6 protein-coding genes are annotated in these 12,693 nt (G+C 60.9%); 3 read left to right on the top strand and 3 right to left on the bottom strand.

What is annotated here, in order from left to right:
* The first annotated feature begins 67 nt into the window (after positions 1 to 67).
* Positions 68 to 1,330, top strand: coding sequence for a hypothetical protein (locus K0B96_RS15855; protein WP_220161861.1), 1,263 nt, complete (start codon positions 68 to 70; stop codon positions 1,328 to 1,330).
* A gap of 210 nt (positions 1,331 to 1,540) precedes the next feature.
* Positions 1,541 to 4,753: a TonB-dependent receptor gene (locus K0B96_RS15850; protein ID WP_220161860.1), complete on the top strand. Its 3,213-nt coding sequence runs from the start codon at positions 1,541 to 1,543 to the stop codon at positions 4,751 to 4,753.
* An 87-nt stretch (positions 4,754 to 4,840) separates the two neighbouring features.
* Here K0B96_RS15850 and K0B96_RS15845 read toward each other — a convergent pair whose 3' ends face one another.
* The 3 genes from K0B96_RS15845 to K0B96_RS15835 all read right to left on the bottom strand — a co-directional run bounded on the left by K0B96_RS15845 (position 4,841) and on the right by K0B96_RS15835 (position 11,077).
* Positions 4,841 to 6,805, bottom strand: coding sequence for a tetratricopeptide repeat protein (locus tag K0B96_RS15845; RefSeq protein WP_220161859.1), 1,965 nt, complete (start codon positions 6,803 to 6,805; stop codon positions 4,841 to 4,843).
* A gap of 109 nt (positions 6,806 to 6,914) precedes the next feature.
* Positions 6,915 to 8,828, bottom strand: a complete 1,914-nt coding sequence (locus K0B96_RS15840; protein WP_220161858.1) for a tetratricopeptide repeat protein — start codon at positions 8,826 to 8,828, stop codon at positions 6,915 to 6,917.
* Between the two features lie 14 nt (positions 8,829 to 8,842).
* The gene (locus tag K0B96_RS15835) at positions 8,843 to 11,077 is read right to left on the bottom strand and encodes a tetratricopeptide repeat protein (RefSeq protein WP_220161857.1); all 2,235 of its coding nucleotides are present in this window, start codon (positions 11,075 to 11,077) and stop codon (positions 8,843 to 8,845) included.
* Positions 11,078 to 11,512: 435 nt separating this feature from the next.
* Here K0B96_RS15835 and K0B96_RS15830 point away from each other — a divergent pair, with 435 nt between their 5' ends.
* Complete coding sequence (locus tag K0B96_RS15830; protein ID WP_220161856.1) at positions 11,513 to 12,598, top strand: ribonucleotide-diphosphate reductase subunit beta; 1,086 nt, start codon at positions 11,513 to 11,515, stop codon at positions 12,596 to 12,598.
* The last annotated feature ends 95 nt before the right edge of the window (positions 12,599 to 12,693 follow it).

The raw sequence follows: 12,693 nt of genomic DNA, 5'->3' as shown, positions 1-12,693 counted from the left end.
TTCGTGAATACGCGTCGCACTGTCCTCTGGCCCACCGCCGGCTTCACCGAGGTTTGATTTTTTCGCCATGGCCAATTCCGAACGCACCAACTCAATCCGGCTGACCTCATGGGGCTGGTGTGGACTGGGCGTTGTGTTGTTGCTCCCCTGGGGCGTCGTCGCTTGGTCACTCCGCTCGGCGCCCCCGACCGAGCCGGTGAAGGCTAGTCAACCCGCTATTGTTCGGTCCGCGGTCATGGAGTCGGGATTCACACGTTTGCCCGACGGACCATGGGGGCACTTGCGATCCTCCCGTATCGAAATCGAACCACCAGAAGATTACATCCCCCTGCCGGAGATTCAGCCGGATCCTCTGCGGTGGACGTTCCCGGGCTATTCTGCCGCGGCCGTGCGCGAGTTATGGCGCAGCGCGAGCCTCACCGCCGCTCAAGAGCAGGCGTTGAGCGCGGCCACGTCTCCGGCTGCGGACGGCAGCGGTTGCGTGGTCATGCCGAATCGGAATGTCGTCGCGGAACTGACCCCCGCCGCGCGCTCGGTCATCTATACGGTCCTGGCCAAGTTTCCGGCAAACGCCACCCAGTTTGCCCCCTTTCGTTTGCGCGCCGACGTTGGAAAAGACTGGTTTCGCGACAGCGGCCTCCCGCCGGACATCATCACGCTCGCGACCAGCATGCTTTATCCGCGCAACGGCAACCTTCTGTTTTCGGACGATGACGTCGTTTTGCCGCGATTGAAGTCCTCGGCGGACCGCATCCGATTCCTAAAAACGCTTTCCCGCAAATCGACGCTGCTCGTTCAGCTGGTGATCGATCCGCAGACCGACGTGAATGCGATCGCGCACTATTGGGGTCAGGGCCGCCGCAGCAAAGACCTGAAGCCGTTGCTCCAATCACTCGTACGTCGGCCGGAAGGCGCCGTGCTGGATATCGTGCACCTCTTGCCGCCGTTGCCGAGAGCGCTGCTTTATTCCTACCCGCAATTGTCGCAGAATCCCCAAGACGAGGCGCACGACTGCCATTGGACGGCGCTCAATTTCTTTAACGAACAGCCTGACGAGCGCTTCACGGATATAGAATATGTGAAGAAGGTGCTCACGGAGTCATATTATCCTGTCGCGAGCGAACCGACATTTGGCGATGTCATTGTCTTCGTGCAACCAGACGGGGTAGCAGTGCATTCGTGCGTCTATCTCGCGGCTGGAATCGTATTTACCAAAAACGGCGCCGCGTTCTCCGTGCCGTGGCTGCTGGGTAATCTGGAGACGGTGGAAGGCTTTTACTCCATCGGGCCGCCCTTGGAGATCCGCTGCTACCGGGCGAAGGATCGCTAAGGCGTTCGGCGCCGGCACTCGTGGCTGGAGCATCGTGGGAGCAAGAAGTTTGCCGCGGTTCTGGTCGGCCGCGGGAGCTGTGTGATGCCCCGGAGATCGCCGGAAGGGTGCAAAGGGAGGCGGTTGCACGCTTGACGCGGTAAATCCCCCGGTCTTCGCTGGCGGAAATCTAGCACCGGGTGCAGTGCCCGGCGCAAGTTTGACTACACCATGCATCAACACTCGCTCCTCAAACGCCTGCTCGGGGGAATGTCCTTCCTCCTTCTTGCTTTGGCCACCGGCCTTTATGGCCAGGGTATTACGACAGCTGGAATCGATGGCTCCGTGACCAATAGCAGCGGAGCGCCGATATCCGGTGCGACCGTCACTATTGTCCACGAACCATCCGGCACGACCGCCACGGCGCTCACGCGCGCGAATGGACAATATAATGCTTCCGGTTTGCGGGTTGGTGGCCCGTATACGATTACCGTCACGGGCACTGACCTCACACCGCAGAAGCGATCGGACGTTTACCTCGGGCTAGGCGAGAGCGCGACGGTTAACTTCTCAATGAATTCCGATGTCGTGCAAATGGAAGCGTTTAGCGTCACCAGTTCCCGTGATGCCACTTTCGATTCCGGCAAAATGGGCTCTGGCACTTCGTATAACGAAGAAGCCGTGCGTAACGTCGCTTCCGTCCGTCGCGATATTCAGGACGTCGCCGCCATGGACTCCCGGCTTTTCCTTGGTTCGCTCGATCAGGGCGGCAATCTGAGCGCGCAAGGCCAGAACTACCGCTTTAACTCGCTGCTCATCGATGGCGTCCGTTCGGACGACCAGTTCGGTCTCAACGGCAACGGCGCGACCTCCCTGCGCAGCCCGATTCCGCTGGAAGCGGTCGAGAATCTGAGTGTCGAACTCCAGCCCTATGACGTCCGCCGCGCCGGTTTCACGGGTGCGCTGATCAATGTCGTCACCAAATCCGGCACGAACGAACTCCACGGCAGTGCGTTTTACGAATATACGAACGAAGACTTCCGGGCGAAAAACCCCGTGACGGGTTTGCGCGATGCCTTCAAGGAAGAGAACTACGGCTTCACGCTCGGTGGCCCCATCATCAAAAACAAGCTCTTCTTCTTCGGTGACTATGACTACTACGAGCGCACCTCCGCCGCGCCGCAGGCCAATTTCAAGCCCAACGCGGCCCAGTTGGCCAGCATCATTGCCCGGGCGCAGGCCCTCGGCTACGATCCCGGCAGCTTGAGCGCGAGTGACAACGTTTCGACGCAGAAGACAGTTATCGGCAAGCTCGATTGGAATATCTCCAGCGACCACCGCGCGAGTTTCACCTACCGCCGCAATTACGGCACGCAGGTGATTTTCCCGAACTACACCAGCAGCACGGCAACCTCCCTCAGCAACTACTGGTACAGTCAGCCGCGCAATACCGATAGCTATATTGGCCAACTTTTCAGCCAGTGGACGCCTGACCTCCGTACCGAGCTCGATGTTTCTTACACGAAGTACGATGGTTCTCCGTCCAACAACGGTGTGCCGTTTCCCCAAGTTCAAGTGGGCGGTCTTTCCGGCACGCGTTACGACACCGGCGCTTCCATCACGAACGGCCAGGTTTACCTCGGCACGGAATCGTCCCGTCAGCTTAATGCGATCAACACCAAGGAAACCCAAGTGCGGTTTTCCGCTGACTATTCGATCGGCAACCACACGGTCACGGCCGGCGTGGAAGATATTTCCACCAAGTATCTGAACGCCTACGTTCAATATACTGACGGTTACTATACCTTCCCCAACCTCGCCGCATGGGTTGCGGGCACGCCAGTGACGGGCTACACCCTGCAAAAGGCCAATCCCGGATTCTCGATCGACGATGCGGTCGCCAACTGGCGCTACGATGCGTACGCGACGTTTGTCCAGGATACCTGGAAACTAAGCCCTCAGCTGACACTTTTGGCCGGCCTGCGCTACGACTATCCTCATGTTCCCGAGGCTCCGCCTGTTGCCGCTGGCTTTGCTACTGCGGGCTTCACGCGCGACAACGGCCAGGCGGTCACGCAAAACAACACGACCAACAACGGCAACGCGACCATCGCGCCGCGCATCGGATTCACCTATGAGTTCAAGACAGAGCGAAAGACTCAACTGCGCGGCGGCATTGGCCTCTTCCAAGGGAAGAACCCGGCCGTGTGGATTTCCAACGCCTATTCCAACGCCGGTGCCACGGGTGCGGTCGGTGCATTTAATACCGGTGGCATTCCCGGTCTGACCTTCAACCCGGATCCTAACAACCAAACGGTCCCGGCGGGCTCGCCTCCGGCGCCGAACATCAACGTCACGGATCCGGGTTTCCGGCAGCCCAGTCTGTGGAAGTCCAACCTCGCGATCGACCACAAGTTGCCCTTCGGGAACATTACGTTCTCTGCAGAAGGATACTACAGCGAGGTGAAGGATGCGCTGAATGTCGAGTTCCTCAACTACAAGATCGCGACTGCGAATAGCACAATGCCCGACGGACGCATTGCCTACGCTGGCACGCCCACGTCCGGCACAAGTGCCAGCTCCAGCGGTCGCCGGCGCAACAGCTCGTTTGCCGACGTCTTCTACATGACCAACACCAACAAGGGCGAGAGCCACGGTGTTACGTTGTCGCTCTATCGGCCGATGAAGAATGACTGGTCCTGGTCCGCTTCGTGGACCCGTGGTCACGCGACGGAGGTGAGTCCGATGACCTCGTCGACCGCGAGCTCGAACTACTCGAATCGCGCGGTGTTCAATCCGAATGAGGATGTGGCCTCCACTTCCAACACGAACATCAAGGACCGCATCGTCATCCAGCTCACGCGCCAGTTCGAACTCATCCGTGACTACAAAACGACCGCGGCGATCGTTTATCAAGGCCGCACGGGCCATCCGTATTCTTGGGTGTTCCGCGGTGACGCCAACGGTGACGGCTACACGTTCAACGATCTACTCTACGTGCCGACGGGTCCCAACGACCCCAAAGTCGCGTGGGCGAGCACGACCGAGCGCGATGCCTTTTTCGCCTACGTCAACTCCACCGACCTGAAGAACTACCTGGGCACCCATCCGTCCCGGAATTCGGAAGTTTCGCCGTGGCAGCAGACGATCGATTTGAAGTTCACGCAGGAAATTCCGATCCACGGTCACCTAAAAGCGGAGCTCTATGCCAGCATCTTGAACTTCTGGAACATCATCGATAACAAGTGGGGCCTGCAATACGAGGTGCCGTTCTCCTATCGTCGTGGCGTCGCCGGTGCGACGTATAATGCCGCCGGCAATGGTGGCGCCGGCGTGTGGAATTACACGTTCAACAGTGGCACGCTCGACGGCGTCCCGACCACGGTGAACGATTCCTCTGTCTCGCGGTGGCAGGCGCAGATCGGCATGCGCATTCGCTTCTGATGATTCCACCGATCATCGGGTGTTAGTTTCACGGGCGGCTGCGATCGCGCAGCCGCCTTTTTTTTGCCGGGCAGTGAAGGCTTCGCGCTACCGCCGCTCGATCGGTTTGAATAACAATTGCGCCCGGTGCGCCTGCGCGGCTGCATAATCCGGCGCGAGCCTAAGAGCGGCGTCTTCTTCGGCAATCGCGGCGGTAATCTTGCCCGTGGCTGCGAGCGCGAGCGCGTAATTGTGATGAACGCTTGCTGAGTCCGGCCGCAACTGAACAGCGGCGGCAAAATGCGCCAGCGCCTCCTGCGCCCGACCGCTGCGTAAGAGCGCCAGTCCGAGATTGTTTTGCGGGCCCGGCTGTGCGGGATCGTGCTTCAGCGCCGCGTTAAAAGTCGCAATCGCTTCGGGCAGCCGGCCCATCTGCATCAGGGCATCGCCGAGATTGTTTTGCGCTGCAGTAAACATCGGCCGTGAGTGCAACGCGGTTCGATACAACTCGATGGCCTCAGTCCCGCGCCCGACGCCCGCCAAGGCGTTGGCGAAATTGTAAGCGATGTCTGGGTCCGTGGGTTTGAGCTGATGCGCCGCTGCATAGTGGACGAGAGCCTGCTGCGGTCGGTTGAGGTGAAGGAGCGCGCTGGCGAGATCGCTGTGTGCGTCTGCGTAGGCGGGTTGCAAATCGAGCGCGGCGCGATAGGCGTCGGCGGCTTCGGTCCAGCGTTGGTGACGCAAGTAATAACCTCCGAGGGTGGCGTGCAGCCGAGCATTGCCGGGCTGGATAGCCAGCGTTTCCGTCCACAAGCGCTCTTCATTTTGAAAGACGGCGTTGCGATGAACGGTGCCGTTCGCCAGCACCACGCCCAATCCTAGGCAAACCGCTCCGGCCACACGGACGGGGAGGGCGCGCAGGCAGAGTACGGCCAGCAGAACGACGGCGGCGAGAGGTAGATACATGCGGTGCTCGGCGATCGTCTGAGTCGTGAGGGGGACGATGCTTGAGCTGGGCGCAAGCAGGAGAAAAAAGCACGCCCCGACAAAACCGATCGCCGGCCGACGCACTAAAGCCCAGAGGGTCACGCCAAGGAGGGCGAGAATCGTCAGTCCCTGCCACCACACCTCATTGAAGTGGTGCGCGACCGGCGCGCCATAGTCCACGACGAGTGGATGCGGCCAAACCGCCAGCTTGAGGTAAATCGTCAGGGCACGGCACTGGGTCAGAAGGTAATCCCAACTGCTGACGCCGAGGCCGAAGCCGACCGTGCCAGCGCGCTGCGCGTTGTTCAACACGAGCCACGCGAGCAAGCCCCACGTCAGCGCCAACCCGGCATATAGCGTTCGCCGCGTCCGCAGCGCGCCCCGAAAATTTCCCGCGAGAAACGTGCGATCATACAGCAACGCCGCTAGTGGCGCCGTCACCATGACTTCCTTGCTCCCCATTCCGAGCGCACACGCCGCCACCGCTGTCACCGTCCACACTGTTCGGGGCCAGCGGTTTGCCGTCGTCGCCGAACGGATGAGACAATACAGCATGAGCAAATAGAAGAGGGCCACGAGCTCTTCGTTGCGTTGCACCACGCACACTACTGATTCGGTGAGCAGCGGATGCACCGCCCAGAGTGCGCTCACCGCGAACGCTACCGTTTCTGCTGAAAGCCCCGCGCCGAGCGACCGTGTTTGCAATGAACGTCGTAGCACGCCCCACAGCGTCAACGTCGTTAGCGCGTGCAGGACCATATTGACGAGATGGTAGCCCTCGACCGCCAGTCCACCCATGTTGTAGTTTAACGCCAACGTTGCGTTGACCACCGGTCGTGCCGTCGCACCCGCAGCCTCCGGCGGTGGCCGCAACATGTCCCACGACAAGCCACCGCGCAGCGACTCATTCCGCACAATTGCCGGAAAATCGTCGAAAATAAACGGCGCGTGGAGGCAGTTAAGGTAGACGAGCGCGACCGCCGCCACGAGCGCTGCCCCCGCAAGCCAGCCCGCCAAACCTCGCCGGGGCACATCCGGTGCGGAGCTGGCGCCAGCGAAACGAGGAGACGGTGCAGATGAAGGCATGAGCGATGGAAGAAGCGAAATTGCGTGGCCGGATTCTTGCCTTTTGCGCCTTCGCTGAGGCGAGCTCTAATCGGACGGCCACACCGTCTGGCTAATCTTGGCTTTGGGCCTACCTGCGTTGAAGGTCCTCTGCCAGACGGCGGGCCTCGCTGAAGCCGGGCTGCAGACGCAACGCAATCGACACTTCTTTCCTGGCCTCGGAAAACTGACTGCATTGGGCGAGGGCGAGTGCACGGTTAAAGCGCAGCGCAGCATCTGCCGGTTGTAACGCAATCGCGTCAGCATAGGCGGCCGCAGCTTCCGCCGCTTGATGCAATGCCATCAACGTGTCGCCGAGATTGCGTTGGGCCTCGGGCTCGGACGGACGCACGTGCGCTGCTGCAGCGTAGTGGGGCAACGCCCTCGCGGGAGCGCCTTGCTGCAGAAAGATATAGCCCAAGTTGCTGTGAGCCGTGGCATCGTCGGCGTCGAGCTGGATGGCCCGCATGTAACAGCGCACGGCGTCGTCGGTTCGGCCGGTGGTGAGATAGGCGAAGCCCAGATTGTCGAGTGCCAGGACAAAGTCGGGCTGCGCGCGCAACACTATTTCATATTGTGCAATGGCTTCTGCGACGGCGCCGCGGCGGAGCAGTTCGTTGGCCAGATTGTTGCGGGCATCGGTATAGCCGGGGCGCAAACGCAAGGCCTCCTGCAATTCAGCGCGGGCCTGGTTGTGTTGGCCGGCCGCGATGAGCTCGATCGCCAGATTATTGTGCGCGCGAGGATTGTCCGGTTGCTTGGTGACGGTATCGGCCCAAAGGCGGAGTCGGGTTTGATAGTCCTCATTGCGCATGAAGGTCATTCCGCCCGCGATGGCCGCGGCGCCAGCGAGCATCCACGCGGCCTTGCGGCCCATTAACCGATGCAAAACAACTGCCACGCCGACGACGACCGCGGCGAGGGGAAGATACATGCGATGCTCGGCCATCGTCTGGGTGGAGATCGGCACGATGCTTGAGCTTGGGGCAAGGATGATGAAAAACGCTGCGCCGAGAAACGCCGGGGTCCACGCCGGCCGCCGCCATAAGATCCAAAAGATGCCAGCGAACAAAGCCGCTGTGGACAGGAATTGCGGCCCGACCTCACTCAAGTGGTGGGCCAACTCATCGCCGTAATCGAATACCAACGGGTGGGGCCAAAGAGTCAGGCGGAGGTAGTGGCAGATGGCGTCTCCTTGCGTGAGAAGATAGTGCCACGGCGATACTTGGGTTGCGAAACCCGCTGAATCGCCCCGACCGCCGGTGCCGAGAACCAAAGCCGCGAGCACCAGCCAAGTGGCGGCGAGCGCGCCGTAGTAACGCGGTCGCCGGCAAACGGCTTGCGTCCAAGAGTGAGAGATAAAGGTGCGATCGTATAGCACTACCAGCAGCGGCGCGGTGACCATGACCTCTTTCGTTGCCATACCTAAAACGCAAGCGGCGACGGAGGTGACCAGCCATCGCGTCGGGTGGCGTGCATTGATCGATGTTATAAAAGCGAATAAAGTTAATAAATAGAAAAACCCCATCAGGGATTCGGCGCGTTGGGCGACGTAAGTCACCGATTCCGTTTGCAGCGGGTGCAGTAGCCACAGTGCGGCTGCAGCGAAGGCCAGCGCGGAGGCCGTTCGGTCGAAATGCGCAGCGAGCGGAGGGCAGCGCAAAGTCTGGCGGGTGATTCCCGCCAGCAGCAAGCCGCTGCCCAAGTGGATCAGGAGATTGAAGGCGTGGTAGCTCCATGGGTTGAGCCCGCTTAAAGCGTAGTTGAGGGCCAGAGTCAGATTCACCACCGGACGGCCACTGACGGTCGTGCCCGTGAGGCCGCCGGGCAGCAGCACGTTACTCAGTGGCCAGAGGTGGCGAATGGAGAGATTGCCGATGATCGCTTCATCATCGTCGTAAACAAACGGTGCAGAAAACGTGCGGTGGTAAGCGAGGAGACAGGCGGTTGTCACTAGCGCAATCGCGAGCCAGGTGGAGCGGCGCGACCAGTCGTCAGCCGGCAAGCAGCGAGGCGGCTTCACGGTCGGCTTGCGCTCTTTTGCAGGTCCGAACGCATCTCGTTCAGATAATGCTCCGCTGCGCCGAAACCGGGGCGCAAGCGCAGCGCCGTCTGGCATTGCTCAATCGCTTCCGCAAGCCGCCCCGACGCGGCGAGGGCCAAAGCCAAGTTCAGGCGAAGTTCCGCGGAGTTAGGCTGCAGCTCCACGGCGGCGGTATAGTGGAGCGCCGCCTCGCGTGACTGGCCGAGGCGCATCAGTGCGTTCGCCAGCGCAATCTGCAAAGCGGGCTTGTTTGGCTCTTCCTGGGCCGCCGCTGCATAGTGCGGGACCGCCTCGGCGAGACGACCGTCAGCACTAAGTAGATTGGCGAGGTTGAATTGAGCCGCCACGAGGCGGGGTTCTTGTTGCACGGCCGCTCGCAATTCCTTGATCGCTTCTTGCGAGGTTCCGTTCGCGGCCCACGCATCGCCGAGACCCAGATGTGCGGCAGCCGAATCGGGATGACGCCGGAGGATTTGTTGATAGTCGGCGATGGCGTCGTTGCCGCGGTGAAGGGCCACCAAGACGCGGGCTCGATTTACTTGCGCGTCCAGAAAATCCGGCCGTTCGCCCAGCGCTTGGTCGAATTGCTCGAGGGCCGCGGCGAATTCACCGGCTTGGGCGAGGCTCGTACCGAGAGCGTTGTGCGCGATGGTGTAGTCGGGGACGATGTCCAGCGCCGCCTTAAACGCGACCGCGGCGTCTGCGAGACGACCTTGCTGTGACAACGCCAGCCCGAGATTGTAATGCGCCTCGGCATAGTCGGGCCGGACACGAAGTGCAGTTTCGAATTGCTGCACAGCGTCGACAGCGTTTCCGCTCGTGAGCAACGCCTGACCGAGGTTCAGATGAGCGCGCGGATTGTCGGGCGCATATTTTACGGTCTCAGTCCACAGGCTCATTTCGGTGCGATAGACGGTGATCCGTCGAATCGTGCCAAAGGCCAGCGCAACGAAGCACGCAAAGCAAAACGTCCCAGTCAAAGCACCTGGCAACCTGCGGAGGGCGAGCACAACCAACAGAACGAGCACTGCGAGGGGCAGGTACATGCGGTGCTCAGCAATCGTTTGGGTGGTAAGCGGCACGAAACTGGAACTCGGAGCCAGCAGGAGGAAAAAACATGCCCCGAGAAACCCCGCCGCGGGCCGCCGCACCAGCGCCCAGATGGTTGCGCCGAGCAGCGCGAGCACGACCGACGCTTGCCACCACACTGCGCTCAAGCGGTGCACCACGGGCGAGCCGTAGTCAACGACCAGCGGGTGCGGCCAGATCGCCAGCTTAAGGTAAAGTACCAGGGCGCGGCATTGCGTGAGAAGATAATCCCAACTGGTGATCCCGAGGCCGAAGCCGACCGTGCCCGCGCGCTGCGCGTTGTTCAGGACGAGCCATGCAAGCAAGACCCACGTGAGGGCGAGCCCGCCATACAGCGTCCGCCGTGCCCGCAGCGCGCCTCGGAAGCTTCCGGCGAGAAAAGTGCGATCATATAGCCACGCCACCAAGGGTGCCGTGACCATTACCTCCTTACTCGCCATCCCCAACGCGCAAGCGCTCACCGCCGTCACCGCCCAGCTCCGACGGGCCAGCGGCGTGCGCGTTGTCGCGGATCGGTTCACTGCATACAGTGTGAGCAGAAAGAACAACGCGACCAGCTCTTCGTTTCTCTGTACAATGCAGACAACTGACTCCGTTAATAATGGATGCACGGCCCACAGTCCCGCTGCGGTCACCGCGACGGCATCAATAGAAACGCCGGGTGCGGGGCTCATCAGGCGCATCGTCCGGCGAATCAGGCTCCACAGCGTCAGGGCCACGAGCACATGGAGCAGCAGGTTGAAGAGATGGTAGCCGCGCACGTTCGCTCCGCCCAAGGCGTAGTTTAAAGCGAGCGTGGCGTTGACCACTGGACGTCCGGTAGCACCCGCTGCATCCGCGGGGGGGTGCAACATCCCCCACGACGGCCAGCCGTCGCGCAGCGTTTGATTGTAGAGGACAGCTGGTTGGTCGTCGAATTGGAAGGGCACATCGATGCAACCGAAATAGCAGGCAGCCGTTGCCAGAAGCAGACCCACCGGCCACCACCATCCCCTGCGGCGCGCCGGCGTGCTTGGCACGCGTCGGCCGGCGGTGCCGCCCGCGGCATCGGGTGGGGGCGAGTCAATCATGGTGGCCAAACAGCGGGGGACTGTCATTTTTTCTTGGACGAAGGCCAGCACGTTTCGCCGCAGTCCCCACTAGCTGCCAGTCGTTGGCTTGTGCGAGTGTCGCCGTCGTATCCGCAGAGTGAAGCCGTCGTTTGGCTCGCAAACTCGTGTTGTCACAAATCGGCACATACTTTCGATTCCGGCGCGGCCGGGGGCGTGCGGCGGAGCAGCTCACGTAGCGGGGAGACGGCAAGGCGACAAGTCGCGCGCAGGCAACCGGAAAACGGCCGAATTTCTAAGGAAAATCGGTTGACGCGGCAAACGCACGAGCTCAATCCGTTGTGGTCTTAGCGGGCCAGGACCACATCCTGTTGTGGTTAACAACCCGTAAATAAGTTTCAGCTCCTCTGCCCGACCCAATTCTTGCCTTCCGCTGACGCGCCGCCCAAAACGCCGCTCGCCCCTGTCGTTTCTCCACCTTTTCTCCCACCTCTCTCCGTTCTTCTCATGCAGAAATCCTTTCAAGTCGGTGCCAAGACGTTCGTCCTCGATCAGGCCAAGGCCGAAGCCGCGTTTGCGGCCAAGCGCGTGATCAACGGGCGCGAATCGATGACCTTCAACTTGCTGCCCTTGAAATATCAGTGGGCCTACGATCTTTACCGCACCATGAAGGCCAACCACTGGGAGCCGGAGGATATTCCCATGGGCAAGGACATTGAGCAGTGGCGCGACGAAAAGGCGCTTTCCGACGTCGAGCGCTGGATTATCCGCATGGGCATTGGCTACTTCTCGGCGGCGGAAGGCATCGTGGGCGATAATATCCAGCACGTGGTGCGCGAGTTGGTCACGGCGCCCGAGCTCAAGCTCGTGCTCGGCCGCCATGCGCACGAAGAGAATATCCACGCCGATTCGCTGCTCTACATGATCGCTTCGCTGGGCATCAACCCGCACGAGTGCGAGGCGATGTTTGAGGACGTGCCGACGATCGTCCGCAAGAACGAGTTCGTGACGCGCGTTTCCCGCGATCTCCGCCGTGAGCTGGATCTCACGCAGGCCGACAACAAGAAGCTGCTGGCGAAAAACATCTTCGTCTTCGGTCAATGCATGGAGGGCACGCAATTTTACGGCCTCTTCGGCATGATTCTTTCGCTTTACCGGCAAAACAAGTTTCCCGGCATCGGCCAGATGTTTCGCTATACGTTGCGCGACGAGTCGAATCACATCGAGGTGTTCCGCAACCTCTTCATGGATCTCGTCGATGAGAATCGCGAAATTTGGACTCCGGAATTCAAGGAAGAGCTACGCGGCTTCATGCGCGAGGCGATCGACTTGGAAAAGGAGTTCATTCGCGATTGTCTGCCGGTGAATTCCATCGGCCTCAGCGCCGAAGACTTCCTGACCTACATCGATTTCATCGCGGACCGCCGCCTGGAGAGCTGCGGCCTCGCGCCGCTCAACGCCGGTGTGAAGAATCCGCTGCCGTGGCTCGCCGAGATGATGGATATCAAGAAGGAGCAGAATTTCTTCGAAGGTCGCGTGACCGAATATCAAAAAGCCTCCTCTCTCACCGTCGCCAGCGACGACGAGCTCTGAGGTGGCCTGCGTTCGTCGCGGTCCTCGTTTCGTTTTTTCCTACCCCGTTCGATTAGTTCCCCGCTGCACCGGCTCGTGGCACCTGCCATTGGCCG

Source organism: Horticoccus luteus, from assembly GCF_019464535.1.
Classification (GTDB): Bacteria; Verrucomicrobiota; Verrucomicrobiia; order Opitutales; family Opitutaceae; genus Horticoccus; species Horticoccus luteus.
This window is presented reverse-complemented; position numbering and strand designations above follow the sequence as displayed.